We start from the raw sequence: 17,876 nt of genomic DNA on the forward strand, positions 1-17,876 counted from the left end.
TCGTTGGGGTTTTATGTTTTAGACGTTTAAAGACAACAAAAAAGCGCCATCTTTCCGGAAAAAGAGGCGCAAATGAGTTTTCTGCTAAAAGCAACCATATCTAATTAACGGTAGGCAACTTCAGAGAACATGTTCGTCACTTTATACCAGAGCCAACTTACCGCTTGGTCTATGCTTTTGACTTGCCCGGAAATATGAGCGGTTGAAGCCTTGTACAGAGTGCCGTCGATCACAGTCACATTGCCGTTGACTTCCCCATATACTTGAGTTTTACCGTTCTCCACCGTAAGATCGCCGGAAATGATTTTGCCGGAAGGTACGATAACCGTATCTCCTTTGATGACAACCTGATCGAGGTCGCTTCCTCTGACTACAAGCTGTCTATCCTGATTCCAAAAAGTAACGGAGCTCAGCAACATCACAAAAATAAACAAGGACGCCGCAGTAAGCGCGGGATGTCGCTTGATCCAGGTGATAAACGCTCTTTCCTTCTTGGATTTCGGTAATGAATTCATAATCCGGCCTACAAGATCCTCCGAGGCAACAGGGTTCTGGTGCATCAGCGAGAACATCAGCATATCGGTCTGTTCCAATTCTTTGAACTTCGCACGGCAATCCGGACAGGATAGAAGATGCTCCTTCAATTCCCTCTGCTGCAGTTCGGGCAAGTCGTCATCCAGGTAGTCGTGCATCATAGAGACGGCCAGTTTGCATTCCATAGGAGCCAATCCTTTCATGAGTGCTATTTAATTATTTCAAAACAAAGAGACAGGGCGCATAAGACTTGCTTAACTTACATACGTCGCTCCCTGAAGGACGTTTCATAAAAATAAATCTATTTTACATTTTAGGGCCTAATTTTTTACGTAAAAATTCACGTCCGCGGTGAACCCGTGTCTTGATCGTCGTTACAGGCATATCCAGCACATCACTGATCTCCTGAAGCGACAAATCCTGCAAATAACGCAAAATCATCACGGACCTGTATTTGACGGGCAAACTGTCGATAGCCTCATAAATCAGCGACTGTGTCTCAGAGAGCAAAAGCTCTGTCTCCGGTGTCACATTGTCGCTGGGAATCATCGAATAGCCGTCAATACCTTCCTGATCGTTCATCTCGGCATCCAGCGAATACGTTGGTTTGCGCTTGCGCAGCCTATCAATGCAGAGGTTCGTGCCAATCCGGTAAATCCAGGTTGAGAACTTCTGCTTATCATCATAACGGTCCAAATTTCGATACACACGCAAAAAAGTCTCCTGAACGATATCCTCCGCTTCATGGCGGTTGTTCAGCATCCGGTAAGCCAGATGATATATCTTGTCTTTATATAGTTCCACAAGCTCGGCAAATGCCCTTTGGTCGCCTTTCAAGGCGAGCTTTGTCAATCTGCCTTCCAAATTCTCCACCTGTTAACTCCCCCAGACTTGCCGCCCTTGGTATTTCATCTCTTGAATGTCCACGGTACAAGCATTTAAATCGTAATTCATGTTCCGGCAAAAATCAAGGATTGTATTGTTACCTATAGGTATATTGGGTAAAATCCACGCATTGCTTAGACGGTGATTAATCGCCGCTGCGGGAAACATTTGAACTTCTAGTCGCTGTTATTGTCAGATTCCCTGATTTGAACCGCTGGCAGCGGTAGGAATCCGACAATAAAGGCGGACGCTACCGCTCCTCCAGTTGCAAATTTTCTCTTCGCTGCTCCATCACCGGTATGGGCATGCCATGTAATTCAGCCCAAATTATCTTTCAGCAACAAAGGCTAAGAGGCATAAGGCTGGAAGCTGCTCCGTAACGGCTGCTTCAGCTAATGTAAAGGGAACAAGATCCGTATCTCTTACCGGACCCTTAAGGCCGGATACATAGAAACACAAAAACCCGTCCGGACTCCATACCAGAGGCGGACGGGTTTGACGGAAGCGGCTTTGCCGGCTTCGAAAAATCAACGACTAAGAGAGTGACATCATGAATATTAACTACAGTAGATCAACTTCAAAGATCTACTTCTTGAAGATCAAATATTGCAAACCATCAAGTCAGATCAGAGTATCAGCCCGTGTTCCGCAGACCGGCGGCAATACCATTGATCGTGAGCAGCACCTCACGCAGCAGCTCGGCGTCATCGCCTTCAACCTCGCGAAGAGCTCTCAGCTCGGACAACAACTGCACCTGCAGGTAGCTGAGTGGATCAACGTATGGATTGCGCAGCCGGATAGATTCCTGGATCACAGGAACGTTATCCAAAATATCCTGCTGGCCGGTGATTTTGAGAATGAGTTCTGAGGTCAGCTTGAATTCGGCTTCGATCTGGCCGAATATCCGCTGACGCGCTTCCTCATTCTTACCCATGCTTGCGTATTCCTTGGCGATAATCAGATCGGCCTTGGCAATAGCCATTTGCAGGGTGTCAATGAGCGTAGTAAAGAAGGAGAAATTCTCATACATATGCTGCATGATCTTCAGGTTCTCTTCCTTATCCTCATAGAAGCTCTGCAGCCCTGTTCCAGCGGCGTACCAGGCCGGGAGCAGATAACGGCTCTGCGTCCATGCAAACACCCATGGAATGGCGCGCAGATCCTCAAAACGGTCACTATTCTTACGCTTCGAAGGACGGGAACCGATATTGAGTTCTCCAACCTCAGGCAGCGGTGTTGATTCTTTGAAATAAGCAAAGAAATCCGGATCACGGAAGATCAGATCCTGATATTTGTTAAGTGAAACTTCGGAAATCCGGGCTACTATCTCTTCCCACTTGCTTTCGTACAGATCAGCCTCAGGCATTCTGGCATTAATAGCTGCCGTCACAAGCGCCGAGGTTGCCTGCTCCAAGCTGCGGTAAGCAATACCTTGCATTGAATACCGGGAAGAAATAACCTCACCCTGTTCCGTAATCTTGATGCCACCGCCAATGGTTGAGGCCGGTTGAGCAAGAATACTGCGGTTCAGCGGCATCCCGCCGCGTCCGAGCGCACCACCACGTCCGTGGAAGAATTTCAGCTTAATCCCGAATTCCTCAGCAGTAGCCGTAATTTGCTTCAATGCAACGCGCAATTCCCAGTTCGCGGTAACTACCCCGCCGTCTTTGTTGCTGTCCGAATAGCCAAGCATTATTTCCTGCACATCGCTCATCGCACTAACGGCATCACGGTAGATCGGCATACTAAGCAGTGTATGCATAATTTGTGGCGCATCATGTAAATCATCAATGGTCTCAAACAGCGGCACTGCCTGCAGCGTACATACAACTGTTCCATCATTATCTTTGCGGAACAAGCCGACTTCCTTCGCGAACACCATAACCTCTAAGATGTCGCTCGCTGCTTCAGCCATACTGATCAAATAACTGGTGATGCATTGCTTGCCGTATTCCTCCTGCGCAGTGAAGATCGTACGGTACACCGCAAGACATTCCTCTGTGCTCTCACTGTAAGTCTGGTAAGGTGAAGTCAGCGGACGCGGATCATTCAGCAGATTCTCCAGAATTCGAATTTTTTCATTTTCTTCTAATTTAGCGTAATCCTGCGTGATGTTCATTTTGGCCAAAATTTCTGTCATCGCATTTTCATGCTCCTGACTGTGCTGGCGAACATCCAGTGTAGCCGTGTGGAAGCCAAACAGCTCCACCTGGCGGATCAGCTTCTTAATGTAGGTATCCGCTACATAATCCGCATAGTGATGACGCAGACTGCGGTCTATCACGTTCAAATCATCTATGAATCGTTCTGGTGAGGAGTAGCGCTCAGGCGTACCCTTTTTCTCATCATCCAGCACGTTCTGTATCTTGGAGATCATGTAACTTAGTTTAATCCGGTACGGCTCGTTATCATTGCGCCAGGCATCAACCCGGTTAAGATTGATAATGTTGCGGTCCTGTTCAATGGAATCCACCAGTTCCTGCGTCACCTCAACGATGCTTGTACTAAAACTCAGGTACTGCATGAGTTCGCGCATGATACGCTGATATTCCCGGATAGCCAGCTTGCGCTGCAAGCGCAGCGTCTGCAGCGTAACCGCAGCAGTCACTGAAGGGTTGCCATCGCGGTCCCCGCCGATCCATGAGCCAAAACGCAGATACGTCGGTACATGCCAGTTCTGGCCTGGATAGTATTTGCTCAGACATCGCTCAAGCTCTTGGTAGACATCCGGCAATACTTGAAAAATCGTCTCATGGAAATAATACATTCCATTACGCACTTCATCGAGTACCGTAGGCTTGCGGTCACGCAGCTCATCGGTCTGCCACAACGTGATGACCTCGTTCAGCAGCTTCTCACGTAACTGTTCGCGTTCCCGGAAGGTCAAGGTAGGATTATCCAATCCCATTACATCGTCGGAAATCCGTTTATGAATATCAAGGATCGCCCGGCGCATAGCTTCCGTAGGGTGAGCCGTCATGACCAGCTCTAGTGAGAGGCCATTCATGATTTCATGGACATCCTCATGGGAGAAGTCACGCTCGCGTAGCTCCTGAATAGCGCTTTCTATGGACCCGGGCTGTACAGTCTCCCCGGCTGAACGTTCATAGTCGCGTTTTCGGCGAATGCGGTGATTCTGTTCGGCGATATTCACCAGTTGAAAATAGATGGCGAATGCCCGTATCACCAGGTGGCGATTCTCAGGATCCAGTGAATTAATTAGCTCTTTAAATTCATTGTGCAGTTCAGGCAAAAACAATGAGCGCAGCGATTTACTGGTCTCGCGGATCTTCTCCACGATTTCCAGCAATTCGTTACCGCCTTGATGAACCAAGACTTCGCCCAGAATATTCCCCAGGAACCGTACGTCCCGCCGCAGCAGATTGTTGGAGTTGCTTTTGCTAACGGTAGTCGTAAGTTCGGTCATGCTGCTCCCCCCATCCTCTTCCGGATCAATGTTCTTAACATTGTCTATTTGAAGCTTTCCACATATCATACAATAAAACCGCCCGGAAATCTTCAACTTATTGCGCTGTAAAGCGTCGCAGTAATTACGATTATACACCAATTTGGCGTTTTATACAGTCATAAAATACTTATTATATTGGCTGATTAACAGGGTATTTATGTAAAGACAATGACTGGCATAAATTTATATTATCTAAACATATAAAAAACCATTAAAAATTGGGGGGTTCATTTCGTAGCATTATGAGGATTTCCTGACGCCCTAGCATTCTAATAACCAGGCCCTGTACAATCGAACAGAACGGCTTGGATTGCCTACCTTCCAAATACCTAAACCTATCATGAAACACGGTCAGAGAGCCTTGAGCGAGTTCTCCTGCCACATCAAGCGGATGTTAGGTCCTTCCCGTCCAAAGCGCGCATAAAACCCACTTGGGTTATGGAGAGCTTCATTATCACTCTATCATTCACTTAAGTAAACAAAAAACTCCTACCGGAGTAAGAGTTAAATGTCAGCTGATTAGCTGAGTATCGGGATGACACGATTTGAACATGCGACCCCCTGGTCCCAAACCAGGTGCTCTACCAAGCTGAGCTACATCCCGAAACTATGAGATTATGGAGCGGGTGATGGGAATCGAACCCACGCTATCAGCTTGGAAGGCTGAAGTTCTACCATTGAACTACACCCGCATAGGTGTACAATCGGGATGACACGATTTGAACATGCGACCCCCTGGTCCCAAACCAGGTGCTCTACCAAGCTGAGCTACATCCCGTTAATATTAAAAATGGCGCGCCCTGAGAGATTCGAACTCCCGGCCTTTTGATTCGTAGTCAAACGCTCTATCCAGCTGAGCTAAGGGCGCAAAAATTATGGAGCGGACGACGGGAATCGAACCCGCGACCCTCGCCTTGGCAAGGCGATGCTCTACCGCTGAGCCACGTCCGCAAATAAGTGGTGCGCGTGAAGGGACTTGAACCCCCACGTCGTAAGACGCCAGATCCTAAGTCTGGTGCGTCTGCCATTCCGCCACACGCGCATAATACTAATAAAAGTGAGCCATGAAGGACTCGAACCTTCGACACCCTGATTAAAAGTCAGGTGCTCTACCAACTGAGCTAATGGCTCGCATTTGGCAGGGGATATAGGATTCGAACCTATGATGACGGAGTCAGAGTCCGTTGCCTTACCGCTTGGCGAATCCCCTATGATGGATACCTTTATAATGCCCATAATTTCTATAAATATCAAGAAGTTTATGGTGGAGGCTGAGGGGATCGAACCCCCGACCCTCTGCTTGTAAGGCAGATGCTCTCCCAGCTGAGCTAAGCCTCCATATGTATGCCTTCAAAGGGTAATGATAATTATTGTTGGTGACCCGTATGGGATTCGAACCCATGTTACCTCCGTGAAAGGGAGGTGTCTTAACCCCTTGACCAACGGGCCATGTAAATCTGTGGAGCTCTCAACCGGATTCGAACCGGTGACCTCTTCCTTACCATGGAAGCACTCTACCTACTGAGCTATGAGAGCATGGCTCCCCGAACAGGACTCGAACCTGTGACAACTCGATTAACAGTCGAGTGCTCTACCAACTGAGCTATCAGGGAATATCCGCTTGGCGGCGTCCTACTCTCCCAGGACCCTTCGGTCCAAGTACCATCGGCGCTGGAGGGCTTAACGGTCGTGTTCGGGATGGGTACGCGTGGAACCCCTCCGCTATCGCCACCAAACGGGCATTTACAGCGTAAATGCTTCAGGAACCTTGATTCCTGAAAACTGAATCCGAAACAAATCTGCGTCTTAAATTGTTGGATAAGCCCTCGACCGATTAGTATTGGTCAGCTCCATGCATTGCTGCACTTCCACCTCCAACCTATCTACCTCGTCGTCTTCAAGGGGTCTTACTAATTGGGAAATCTCATCTTGAGGGGGGCTTCACGCTTAGATGCTTTCAGCGCTTATCCCGTCCGTACGTAGCTACTCAGCCATGCTCCTGGCGGAACAACTGATGCACCAGCGGTACGTCCATCCCGGTCCTCTCGTACTAAGGACAGCTCCTCTCAAATTTCCTGCGCCCACGACAGATAGGGACCGAACTGTCTCACGACGTTCTGAACCCAGCTCGCGTACCGCTTTAATGGGCGAACAGCCCAACCCTTGGGACCTACTTCAGCCCCAGGATGCGATGAGCCGACATCGAGGTGCCAAACCTCCCCGTCGATGTGGACTCTTGGGGGAGATAAGCCTGTTATCCCCAGGGTAGCTTTTATCCGTTGAGCGATGGCCCTTCCATGCGGTACCACCGGATCACTAAGTCCGACTTTCGTCCCTGCTCGACTTGTTGGTCTCGCAGTCAAGCTCCCTTATGCCTTTGCACTCTTCGAATGATTTCCAACCATTCTGAGGGAACCTTTGAACGCCTCCGTTACTCTTTAGGAGGCGACCGCCCCAGTCAAACTGCCCGCCTGACACGGTCCCCGTACCCGATTAGGGTACCAGGTTAGAACCTAGATACGATCAGGGTGGTATCCCAACGGCGCCTCCGCAGAAGCTTGCGCTCCTGCCTCTACGGCTCCCACCTATCCTGTACAGATCGTACCCAAATTCAATATCAAGCTGCAGTAAAGCTCCATGGGGTCTTTCCGTCTTGTCGCGGGTAACCTGCATCTTCACAGGTATTAAAATTTCACCGGATCTCTCGTTGAGACAGCGCCCAAGTCGTTACGCCATTCGTGCGGGTCAGAATTTACCTGACAAGGAATTTCGCTACCTTAGGACCGTTATAGTTACGGCCGCCGTTTACTGGGGCTTCGGTTCACAGCTTCGGATTGCTCCTAACCGCTCCCCTTAACCTTCCAGCACCGGGCAGGCGTCAGCCCGTATACTTCGCCTTGCGGCTTCGCACAGACCTGTGTTTTTGCTAAACAGTCGCTTGGGCCTTTTCACTGCGGCCCCCTCGGGCTATTCACCCTACCGAGGCACCCCTTCTCCCGAAGTTACGGGGTCATTTTGCCGAGTTCCTTAACGAGAGTTCTTCCGCGCGCCTTAGAATTCTCTTCTCGCCTACCTGTGTCGGTTTGCGGTACGGGCACCTTCTCCTGGCTAGAGGCTTTTCTTGGCAGTGTGAGATCATGACCTTCGCTACTACAATTTTCGCTCCCCATCACAGCCCAGCCTTAATGGTGTGCGGATTTGCCTACACACCAGCCTCACTGCTTAGACGGACATCCATCAGTCCGCGTCACTACCCTCCTGCGTCACCCCATCGCTCATAGCGGATTACGGTGGTACAGTAATTTCAAACTGTTGTCCTTCGACTACGCCTTTCGGCCTCGCCTTAGGTCCCGACTTACCCTGAGCGGACGAGCCTTCCTCAGGAAACCTTGGGCTTTCGGCGGATCAGATTCTCACTGATCTTTTCGTTACTCATACCGGCATTCTCACTTGTATGCTGTCCAGCGCTCCTTACGGTACACCTTCAACCTGCATACAACGCTCCCCTACCCCAGATGCTAGTGCATCTAGCCATAGCTTCGGTGGTGTGTTTAGCCCCGTTACATTTTCGGCGCAGAGTCACTCGACCAGTGAGCTATTACGCACTCTTTCAATGGTGGCTGCTTCTAAGCCAACATCCTGGTTGTCTGTGCAACTCCACATCCTTTCCCACTTAACACACACTTGGGGACCTTAGCTGATGGTCTGGGCTGTTTCCCTTTTGACAATGGATCTTAGCACTCACTGTCTGACTCCCGGCAAGAAGTTAATGGCATTCGGAGTTTGACTGAGCTTGGTAACCCTTGCGGGCCCCGCACCCAATCAGTGCTCTACCTCCACCACTCCATTCACCGAGGCTAGCCCTAAAGCTATTTCGGGGAGAACCAGCTATCTCCGAGTTCGATTGGAATTTCTCCGCTACCCCCACCTCATCCCCGCATTTTTCAACATACGTGGGTTCGGGCCTCCAGTGCGTGTTACCGCACCTTCACCCTGGACAGGGGTAGATCACACGGTTTCGGGTCTACGTCCACATACTAAATCGCCCTATTCAGACTCGCTTTCGCTGCGGCTCCGGCTTCTCACCTTAACCTTGCATGTTAAACGTAACTCGCCGGTTCATTCTACAAAAGGCACGCCATCACCCCTAGATCGGGCTCTGACTTTTTGTAAGCACACGGTTTCAGGTTCTATTTCACTCCCCTTCCGGGGTGCTTTTCACCTTTCCCTCACGGTACTGTTTCACTATCGGTCGCCAGGTAGTATTTAGCCTTAGCAGATGGTCCTGCTGGATTCATACGGGGTTTCACGTGCCCCGCACTACTCGGGATCCGTCTCGGAGAGAACACAGTTTAGGCTACAGGGCTTTTACCTCTATCGCGGGCCTTTCCAGACCTCTTCGCCTACCATATTCCTTTGTAACTCCATGTGAGACGTCCCACAACCCCAAGGGGCAAGCCCCTTGGTTTAGGCTGTTCCGCGTTCGCTCGCCGCTACTGACGGAATCACTATTGTTTTCTCTTCCTCAGGGTACTTAGATGTTTCAGTTCCCCTGGTCTGCCTCTATCTCCCCTATGTATTCAGAGAGAAGTAACTGCGAATTACCACAGCTGGGTTTCCCCATTCGGACACCCCCGGATCAAAGCTTGCTTACAGCTCCCCGAGGCAGTTTCGTTGTTCGCCACGTCCTTCGTCGGCTCCTGGCGCCTAGGCATCCTCCGTGTGCTCTTATTAGCTTAACCAATGCGTTTTCCGTTAGGAAAATCGCTAGCATCGCTATTAATCAAAACTTGTTCACACAAGCTTCAGCTAAAAGATGTTCTAAAACGCAAATTCGTTTCGGTATCCAGTTTTCAAGGATCAAGTTTAAAAAAGTATTGAGTTTAAATCATTGTGGTGGAGCCAAGCGGGATCGAACCGCTGACCTCCTGCTTGCAAGGCAGGCGCTCTCCCAGCTGAGCTATGGCCCCATAAAGGAATTTAATGTTATATGGTGGGCCTTGGTGGACTCGAACCACCGACCTCACCCTTATCAGAGGTGCGCTCTAACCAACTGAGCTAAAAGCCCATATAACATATATAACATTTTTGAATCAACCAACGAATTGGTTGTCCGCTTGGCAGCGTCCTACTCTCCCAGGACCCTTCGGTCCAAGTACCATTGGCGCTGGAGGACTTAACGGTCGTGTTCGGGATGGGTACGTGTGGAACCCCTCCGCTATCGCCACCAAACGCATACGAAAGAGACTTGCTCTTTCAAAACTGAACACGAGTGAGTGTTTTGGAAGCTGTGCTTCCGATTTGAATGTCACCGTTGCAGGTGACGATTCTCCATAGAAAGGAGGTGATCCAGCCGCACCTTCCGATACGGCTACCTTGTTACGACTTCACCCCAATCATCTACCCCACCTTCGGCGGCTGGCTCCCTTGCGGGTTACCCCACCGACTTCGGGTGTTGTAAACTCTCGTGGTGTGACGGGCGGTGTGTACAAGACCCGGGAACGTATTCACCGCGGCATGCTGATCCGCGATTACTAGCAATTCCGACTTCATGCAGGCGAGTTGCAGCCTGCAATCCGAACTGAGACCGGCTTTGCTGGGATTGGCTCCACCTCGCGGCTTCGCTTCCCGTTGTACCGGCCATTGTAGTACGTGTGTAGCCCAGGTCATAAGGGGCATGATGATTTGACGTCATCCCCACCTTCCTCCGGTTTGTCACCGGCAGTCACTCTAGAGTGCCCAGCCTTACCTGCTGGCAACTAAAGTCAAGGGTTGCGCTCGTTGCGGGACTTAACCCAACATCTCACGACACGAGCTGACGACAACCATGCACCACCTGTCTCCTCTGTCCCGAAGGCCGCCACTATCTCTAGTGGATTCAGAGGGATGTCAAGACCTGGTAAGGTTCTTCGCGTTGCTTCGAATTAAACCACATACTCCACTGCTTGTGCGGGTCCCCGTCAATTCCTTTGAGTTTCAGTCTTGCGACCGTACTCCCCAGGCGGAGTGCTTACTGTGTTAACTTCGGCACCAAGGGTATCGAAACCCCTAACACCTAGCACTCATCGTTTACGGCGTGGACTACCAGGGTATCTAATCCTGTTTGCTCCCCACGCTTTCGCGCCTCAGCGTCAGTTACAGCCCAGAAAGTCGCCTTCGCCACTGGTGTTCCTCCACATATCTACGCATTTCACCGCTACACGTGGAATTCCACTTTCCTCTTCTGTACTCAAGCCACCCAGTTTCCAGTGCGACCTCAGGTTGAGCCCAAGGTTTAAACACCAGACTTAAATAGCCGCCTGCGCGCGCTTTACGCCCAATAATTCCGGACAACGCTTGCCCCCTACGTATTACCGCGGCTGCTGGCACGTAGTTAGCCGGGGCTTTCTTCTCAGGTACCGTCACTCCGGTAGCAGTTACTCTACCGGACGTTCTTCCCTGGCAACAGAGCTTTACGATCCGAAAACCTTCATCACTCACGCGGCGTTGCTCCGTCAGGCTTTCGCCCATTGCGGAAGATTCCCTACTGCTGCCTCCCGTAGGAGTCTGGGCCGTGTCTCAGTCCCAGTGTGGCCGTTCACCCTCTCAGGTCGGCTACGCATCGTCGCCTTGGTGAGCCGTTACCCCACCAACTAGCTAATGCGCCGCAGGCCCATCTCCTTGTAGCAGATTGCTCCGCCTTTCATCCTTCGTCCATGTGAACAAAGGAATTATCCGGTATTAGCTACCGTTTCCGGTAGTTATCCCAGTCAAAGAGGTAGGTTGCCTACGTGTTACTCACCCGTCCGCCGCTAAGTTAATCCGGAGCAAGCTCCTTCATAACTCCGCTCGACTTGCATGTATTAGGCACGCCGCCAGCGTTCGTCCTGAGCCAGGATCAAACTCTCCAAATTGGTTTTTTCGAGCGGTTACTTCACCCGAATTACTCCGAGAAAATAACCATCCGAAAAAGATATTGAAAAGAGCGATTGCTCAATTTGAAACATCTGACGAGAATTTACATTCTCACGATGAAATTTCTAAAGCGTATAAATACGCTGTGAAACTCATCCGTTTTGGATCTCACTTGCGTGATTTCCCACTCACTCGTTGTTCAGTTTTCAAAGATCAATGTCTCTTTTTAACTCTTCACCGCGTCTCAGCGGCGACCTTTATAATATATCACAGTGTTTATCATTTTGGCAAGTCTTTTTTTTGAAAAATAGTTTTTTTCGTTTTTCCTTGCCTGCAGCTGCTTTTCAATACATAGAAAAGGAGCGCGAGATATAATGTATCATAGCGGCTCCCTTTTAGTCAACCTATTTAGTTAATTTCATGGACAAGCGATTGAATCCTAAGTATCAGCCCTCTAATTTTAATGTTTAAATTGGGATGACCGGCCGCCCCACGCATATTTAGACAGCTCTTTCTGAGGAGCAAAACGTGCGTACATACGAAATACTGTTTTATATCGATTGGCAATAGCATGCCTGATATTTTGGTCCAAGCGTTGATCACTTAAATCCAGAAGCATCTCATCAAGCTCTTTACGCAAAACATAGTCCAGCTCCTTACATTCCTTCTCGTTGAACAACATTCCCAACATATGCTTGGCCTCCTTCATGAAATTTAATATTTACAGAAACCTCAAATGCCGCTGCTTGTGTGATAGAAGATAGTCCATGGATGACGGGAAGCTGTACCTGTTTATCCGTTTACACTAGATTAACCGGAGCGCAGTATCTATAACCATAATTACGAAAAAATCGCCTCTATGGTCTTGCCGCAAATACATAGCACCGGTTGTCAGGAAACCCCAAAATCGTATGGCTTTAATGTTATGCTCAATTCCCGGTTTTTTTATGATAAAAGTGAAAATGTAATCGTGCTTTCAATTATTGCGGCGATCAATAAAAGGATCACAATCCACACCGATGCCGTTAATGTTTGCCGCATAAAGACTGGCCAAGCGTTGCTCCGCTTTTCTTTATTGGCGGCTGTACCGAATATACCTGCGAATATTTTACCGCCGAACTGCAATCCAAAAGCACAGGCGATAATGATTGCCGGAATTTCGATGATCCCGTGCGGCAGTAGCCCCTTAACGATAAGTGTAAACAAATCCTGTTCCTGAAGCACCGACAAGTGAATTAAATATCCGATAACCGCACCATTGATGAGCAGAAAAAATGCGGGAAGTATTCCAAAGAAGGCACCGAGGAAAATAATGAACACACTCTTGATACTATTGTTCAAGAATATAAACTTGAAAAAACTCCACTGCGGATGGTCGGACTCTTTAAGATCTTTACTGATATTACTGAGACCCTGCAACTGCTGTTCAATCAATTTTTGCATAGCGCCGGTGCCTATCCAGCCAATAACGCCCCCTGCGATGAATAAAATGGCTGCCAGTATTACGGCTTTGCGGATCGTGGTTAAATCTTTGGCAAACGTAAAAAAGGATAGCATAGACACCTCCTGGAAGTTTTGACGTCCCCCGCTTAAAAAGCCTTAACTACGATTTCTATCCTAGAAGAGGTCATAAGCGGTGGGTACGAGCATACATTTAGAACAAACAAGCATTTCGCATAGGAGAGGAGCGCTGTCAGTATGAATTCTTTTTATGTATTCAGCGGCAAGAAGATAAAACGGTTCATTTACATTTTTGCCGCTGCGCTTCTTGCCGCCGGTGTCGTTTATGTCGAGAGGGGCAATATTACCGTTTTTTCCGAAACGGCCCCTTCTGCGATATACAGCGTGCCGACGGAGAAGAAGCTGATCGCTTTAACTTTTGATATTAGCTGGGGAGAAAAAAGGCCCGAACCGATCCTCAAGGTGCTGGAAGAGAAAAAAGTGGATAAAGCCACCTTCTTCCTCTCGTCACCCTGGAGCAAGACTCATCCGGAAATTGTTACAAGCATTAAAGATTCAGGATATGAGATCGGCAGCCATGGTCACAAGCATGTAAACTACAGCGCGCTAAGCAACGAGGAAATCCGCACCCAAATTTCGACAGCACATACCGTGCTTACCGAATTGACCGGCAAGGAACCGAATCTGATCCGCATGCCAAACGGCGATTTCGACAAAAGAGTGCTTCAGGTGGCCAGCGACCTTGGTTATAAGGTCATTCAGTGGGATACCGATTCTTTAGACTGGAAGAACATCGGTGTGGACAATATCGTAAATCGAGTAACGACAAAGGCTCATCCCGGAGATATTGTGCTTTTGCATGCCAGCGATTCCTGTAAACAAACTCACGAGGCTCTTCCGCTTATTATTGACAAGCTGCGCAGCCAGGGCTACGAATTTGTTACCGTGTCCGAGTTAATCAGCCAAGGTAACGCCGAGGGCAAGGAAGTACGTGATTCCGCTTGGCTGGACGATGGAATTGAAGACGCTGCCGGAATGTAGGCTAACCCGCCGCCACTATCCTGCTTCTTCTGTAATTTTTAATGGCGTGGTGATATCAGCTCTGATATATCGGGCGTTGGAGTGTTCAGCTTCGGATAACTTAAGTCCAGCCCTTCCAGCGTCTTCACCACAATGGCTAATGCGAGATAATTGCGGTACCAGCGGCGATTGGCCGGAATCCAATACCAGGGCGCGTTTTTTGAACTGCTTTCTTTAAATACATCTTGATAAGCCTCCTGATAATCATCCCAATATTCCCGCTCCTGCAGGTCACTGGCGTCAAACTTCCAATGTTTCGTCGGGTCCTGCAGCCGCTCCTGAATTTTCTCAAGCTGCTTCTCCTTGGAGATGTGCAAAAAGAGTTTGATGATCGTTGTCCCTTCCTCCACCAGCATTTCTTCAAACTGGCGGATATAACGAAACCGGCGTTTCATCTCATCTTTTTGCAGACTGCCGTGCACGCGGGGAACCAAGACATCCTCATAATGCGAGCGGTTGAACGCGGCAATATAGCCCTTGGGCGGCGTCTTCATATGCACTCTCCACAGGAAATCATGGGCTTCTTCCTCGAGAGACGGTTTTTTAAAGCTGGTGACGATAAAACCCTGAGGATTGATCCCGGAGAAAATATGCTTTACCGTGCCGTCTTTCCCGCTGGAGTCCATTCCTTGCAGGATGACAAGCAGGGAATGCTTTTTCTGGGCAAATAGAATATCCTGCAGCTCGGTGAGACGTTCTTTAAGCTCCTTCATCTTGACCTCGGCTTCCTCCTTGGTTAAGTCGCCGCTTTCGTTCGGATCAAGCTTGCTCAGGAGCGTTTCGTTTGTGTCTTTTATCATATATCGCTTGATGTTCATATATTCCCCTCCTCAAAGTTTTGTGAGCATGAACAGCCGGTGCGTTAAAATATGTAGTATGTCTTTAAGATTAACCTCCTCCTCCTGTTTTTAATCGCCGGCTGGAGGAATCACAAAGAACCCTGCTTCTCATCTGGAGAACGGGGTTCTTTGTATTTTCATAATTATCCTGTTCGTGGTTTCAGAATACGGTGCAGCATCAGAATTTGGAATGCATTGCTTGCAATAAGCGGAATTACAATAAATACGGTAGCGCTGTCCACTCCTATGCGGAGCACACCAATCGTCTCCACTATCGTGATGGCTGTCATAAAGAAAAATGTCGGAATCCAGGCTGAACTATTCGTGCTTCGTACTTTAAAATAGGACACAATAATGGCTGTAAGCAATATAACGATGCCCAGAATCAAATCAGAGACGACGTTTCGTTCTCCTCCTACAAAAGTTCGCAGGAAGATCAGCTCAAGCAGGGCAAGCACAGCCAGCACCAGTTGTATGTACTGCCAGACCTTCCACCGAAACACACCCGTTCCCATATAGTTGAGAATCAGATACGCAAAGAAGCCGAGCTGCGAGTAAACGCTGACAAGCATGCCATAGCCAAAAAGGATCAGGGGGTAAATGAAGAGATCGGCAGTGCTTTTGAACTCGATACGGCCATTCACAGCCTGCAGTGCAAGTCCAGCTACTACCGCTCCGCCCGCACCGATCAGAAGCGTGGTCCAGAACAAATAAAACCATTTCTTTATACTCAGCCAGTTCACCTCCCCGTGTCAGATTTATTTTACCAAGCTTACCGTCAAAAAACCATTATACTGCAACATAAATGTGTGTCCGCGCGGCATACTACAGTCAGGAATCCTACAAAGGAGGGGCAGCGCCAATGAAATGGAGGAGTTTATGGTCCGGAGGCCTGGCTTTAAGCTTAATTATGGCTTTAACGGCCTGCGGAGGAGAACAGAGCAGTTCATCATCCGGGCAGATGGGATACAAGGAAATGAAGACCATGGTTGTTGATATATTGAAAAGCGATGAGGGAAAAAAAGCCGTAGAGGAGGCACTCTCCAGTCCAAGCTCCGGCTCCGAAGGAAGCGGCGGCGGGTTGAGCATGAAAATGATGCCGCTCCAAACGACGGAACAAATCCGGATTGCCGTTAAAGACACAATTACAGCTCCTGAGTATCAAAAAGAAATTGAAAAAATCATGACCGATCCGCAATTTGCCGGTGAATTTGCCAAAGCGATCAATACCCAGAGTAAAGAACTGCATCTTCAGTTGATCAAAGATCCAACGTATCAAAAATCAATCGAAGAGATCATGAAGTCGCCCGAAATGATGAAAATGTTCCTAGACCTTACTAAAACTTCAGATTACCGTAAGCAATCCATGACTATTATGCAGGAAGCGATGCAGAATCCTTTATTCCGCATGGAGGTGCTCGGTTTGCTTAAAACGGTAGTCCAGGATGAACTTCAGCCGAAGGTTGAAAAGAAAGGCGGGGACAAAGGAAGCGGAGGCGACAGCCAGAAGCAACAAGGCGGCGATGATTCCGGTTCCTAAATAAAAAGAGGCCTTCTCCCACTTAGAATGGGGACGGCCTCTTTTTAATGCCAATCTGAATTACTGCTCATACTTCGCAATCAATTTATCGGCAATCTCCGCAAACAGCTGTGCGGTAGCTGTTTCGGGTTTATATACGGACGGTGAGAAATCCAGTTCGGAGATATGATTATCCGGTGCGCCAAGCGGAATCTGGGCCAGCAGCTCCGTATGCAGTGTCTCCGCTAGTCTCGCCCCGCCGCCGCGGCCGAAAATATAGTCCTTTTTGCCGCAATCCGAGCATTCATAGTAGGCCATATTCTCAATGACCCCAAGAATCTCATGCTCTGTCTGCAAAGCCATTGATCCTGCTCTGGCCGCTACAAAGGCTGCTGTTGCATGGGGCGTAGTTACGATAATTTCCTTGCTGTGCGGCAGCATCTGATGCACATCCAGCGCCACATCACCCGTACCTGGAGGCAAGTCAAGCAGCATGTAGTCAAGCTCTCCCCAACCTACGTCGCTGAAGAACTGGCGGAGCATCTTGCCAAGCATGGGTCCTCTCCAGATGACAGGACTATTCTCCCGGATGAAAAAGCCCATGGACATGACCTTCACTCCGAAACGTTCTACAGGTATAATTGTGCCTTCTTCGACAATCGGTCCCTCTTCAATCCCCATCATATCCGGAATACTGAAACCATAGATATCAGCATCAATCAATCCGACCTTCTTCCCTTTTCGGGCGAGTGCCACTGCCAGATTTACCGTCACGGTTGATTTGCCGACCCCGCCTTTGCCGCTGGCGATAGCGATGAAGTTCACGCCGGAGTTCTCACCAATCAGCTCATGGCCCTCAAGGCCCGCTGCATGCCCTTTAAGCTTGTCCCCTTGACGTTCTTCCGGCTCATCGTCCACGCTCTCTCCGCGCAAGATAGAGCGCTCATAGCCGGTGGCATCACGCAGCCGGATATGCACATTGCCGGCTCCGCCCGCTGTAAGCAGATCACGCACCTGCTGCTCCAACTCCATACGGCTCTTCTCATCTTGGTCCAGACATACAAGCGATAAGGATATGCGGTCTTCCTTGATCATAATATCGCGAATCAACTGCAGCTCCACAAGGCTTTTTCCGGATTCCGGGTCTTTAAGTGACTGCAATAGTTCCTGAATTTGTTCCCTGGTCAGCATGGAA

General features: G+C 49.1%; 10 protein-coding genes, 14 tRNA genes and 4 rRNA genes. 2 read left to right on the forward strand and 26 right to left on the reverse strand.

The genetic code is table 11. The features are described from left to right. Window positions 1-104 precede the first annotated feature (104 nt). From NSS79_RS30400 to NSS79_RS30510, 23 genes are all read right to left on the reverse strand, one after another. Window positions 105-719, reverse strand: a complete 615-nt coding sequence (locus NSS79_RS30400) for a zf-HC2 domain-containing protein (RefSeq protein ID WP_342437320.1) — start codon at window positions 717-719, stop codon at window positions 105-107. A 121-nt stretch (window positions 720-840) separates the two neighbouring features. Continuing rightward, on the reverse strand, window positions 841-1,407 hold the full coding sequence (gene sigW / locus NSS79_RS30405; RefSeq protein WP_038596958.1) for an RNA polymerase sigma factor SigW: 567 nt from the start codon (window positions 1,405-1,407) through the stop codon (window positions 841-843). Between the two features lie 646 nt (window positions 1,408-2,053). Then, on the reverse strand, window positions 2,054-4,846 hold the full coding sequence (gene ppc / locus NSS79_RS30410; protein WP_342440470.1) for a phosphoenolpyruvate carboxylase: 2,793 nt from the start codon (window positions 4,844-4,846) through the stop codon (window positions 2,054-2,056). Window positions 4,847-5,418: 572 nt separating this feature from the next. Further along, window positions 5,419-5,492 (reverse strand) — tRNA-Pro (locus tag NSS79_RS30415). Between the two features lie 14 nt (window positions 5,493-5,506). Then, window positions 5,507-5,580 (reverse strand) — tRNA-Gly (locus tag NSS79_RS30420). A 12-nt stretch (window positions 5,581-5,592) separates the two neighbouring features. After that, window positions 5,593-5,666: transfer RNA gene (locus NSS79_RS30425), tRNA-Pro, on the reverse strand. Window positions 5,667-5,679: 13 nt separating this feature from the next. After that, window positions 5,680-5,756, reverse strand: a tRNA-Arg gene (locus NSS79_RS30430). An 8-nt stretch (window positions 5,757-5,764) separates the two neighbouring features. After that, a tRNA-Gly gene (locus NSS79_RS30435) sits at window positions 5,765-5,839 on the reverse strand. Window positions 5,840-5,846: 7 nt separating this feature from the next. Further along, a tRNA-Leu gene (locus NSS79_RS30440) sits at window positions 5,847-5,930 on the reverse strand. Window positions 5,931-5,946: 16 nt separating this feature from the next. Further along, a tRNA-Lys gene (locus NSS79_RS30445) sits at window positions 5,947-6,019 on the reverse strand. A 5-nt stretch (window positions 6,020-6,024) separates the two neighbouring features. Then, window positions 6,025-6,098: transfer RNA gene (locus NSS79_RS30450), tRNA-Gln, on the reverse strand. A gap of 52 nt (window positions 6,099-6,150) precedes the next feature. Beyond that, a tRNA-Val gene (locus NSS79_RS30455) sits at window positions 6,151-6,226 on the reverse strand. A gap of 36 nt (window positions 6,227-6,262) precedes the next feature. Then, a tRNA-Glu gene (locus tag NSS79_RS30460) sits at window positions 6,263-6,337 on the reverse strand. Between the two features lie 11 nt (window positions 6,338-6,348). Further along, window positions 6,349-6,424, reverse strand: a tRNA-Thr gene (locus NSS79_RS30465). A gap of 1 nt (window position 6,425) precedes the next feature. After that, window positions 6,426-6,501, reverse strand: a tRNA-Asn gene (locus tag NSS79_RS30470). A gap of 6 nt (window positions 6,502-6,507) precedes the next feature. Further along, window positions 6,508-6,624 (reverse strand): 5S ribosomal RNA (rrf, locus tag NSS79_RS30475). Between the two features lie 78 nt (window positions 6,625-6,702). After that, window positions 6,703-9,630, reverse strand: a 23S ribosomal RNA gene (locus NSS79_RS30480). A gap of 152 nt (window positions 9,631-9,782) precedes the next feature. Beyond that, window positions 9,783-9,858 (reverse strand) — tRNA-Ala (locus tag NSS79_RS30485). 21 nt (window positions 9,859-9,879) lie between these two features. Then, a tRNA-Ile gene (locus tag NSS79_RS30490) sits at window positions 9,880-9,956 on the reverse strand. Window positions 9,957-10,003: 47 nt separating this feature from the next. After that, window positions 10,004-10,120, reverse strand: a 5S ribosomal RNA gene (gene rrf / locus NSS79_RS30495). Between the two features lie 105 nt (window positions 10,121-10,225). Then, window positions 10,226-11,781: ribosomal RNA gene (locus NSS79_RS30500) — 16S ribosomal RNA — on the reverse strand. The 16S, 23S and 5S rRNA genes sit together here with 14 tRNA genes alongside, the layout of an rRNA operon. Before the next feature lie 461 nt (window positions 11,782-12,242). Continuing rightward, the gene (locus NSS79_RS30505; protein WP_025336637.1) at window positions 12,243-12,473 is read right to left on the reverse strand and encodes a hypothetical protein; all 231 of its coding nucleotides are present in this window, start codon (window positions 12,471-12,473) and stop codon (window positions 12,243-12,245) included. A 254-nt stretch (window positions 12,474-12,727) separates the two neighbouring features. Further along, window positions 12,728-13,339, reverse strand: a complete 612-nt coding sequence (locus NSS79_RS30510; RefSeq protein ID WP_342437321.1) for a stage II sporulation protein M — start codon at window positions 13,337-13,339, stop codon at window positions 12,728-12,730. 141 nt (window positions 13,340-13,480) lie between these two features. Here NSS79_RS30510 and pdaB point away from each other — a divergent pair, with 141 nt between their 5' ends. Next, on the forward strand, window positions 13,481-14,284 hold the full coding sequence (pdaB, locus tag NSS79_RS30515; protein WP_342437322.1) for a polysaccharide deacetylase family sporulation protein PdaB: 804 nt from the start codon (window positions 13,481-13,483) through the stop codon (window positions 14,282-14,284). A 38-nt stretch (window positions 14,285-14,322) separates the two neighbouring features. Here the strand turns inward: pdaB and NSS79_RS30520 are convergent, their stop codons facing one another. Together NSS79_RS30520 and NSS79_RS30525 are read right to left on the reverse strand one after the other, a co-directional pair. After that, the gene (locus NSS79_RS30520; RefSeq protein ID WP_038596966.1) at window positions 14,323-15,141 is read right to left on the reverse strand and encodes a PPK2 family polyphosphate kinase; all 819 of its coding nucleotides are present in this window, start codon (window positions 15,139-15,141) and stop codon (window positions 14,323-14,325) included. A 164-nt stretch (window positions 15,142-15,305) separates the two neighbouring features. Beyond that, the gene (locus tag NSS79_RS30525; RefSeq protein WP_342440471.1) at window positions 15,306-15,896 is read right to left on the reverse strand and encodes a KinB-signaling pathway activation protein; all 591 of its coding nucleotides are present in this window, start codon (window positions 15,894-15,896) and stop codon (window positions 15,306-15,308) included. 128 nt (window positions 15,897-16,024) lie between these two features. Between NSS79_RS30525 and gerD the strand changes: the two genes are divergently transcribed. Next, complete coding sequence (gene gerD / locus NSS79_RS30530) at window positions 16,025-16,702, forward strand: spore germination lipoprotein GerD (RefSeq protein WP_342437323.1); 678 nt, start codon at window positions 16,025-16,027, stop codon at window positions 16,700-16,702. 60 nt (window positions 16,703-16,762) lie between these two features. Here the strand turns inward: gerD and NSS79_RS30535 are convergent, their stop codons facing one another. Beyond that, window positions 16,763-17,872, reverse strand: a complete 1,110-nt coding sequence (locus tag NSS79_RS30535; RefSeq protein ID WP_342437324.1) for an Mrp/NBP35 family ATP-binding protein — start codon at window positions 17,870-17,872, stop codon at window positions 16,763-16,765. Window positions 17,873-17,876: the final 4 nt, after the last annotated feature.

The sequence above is a fragment of the Paenibacillus sp. FSL L8-0436 genome (assembly GCF_038593025.1).
Lineage (GTDB): Bacteria > Bacillota > Bacilli > Paenibacillales > Paenibacillaceae > Paenibacillus_AQ.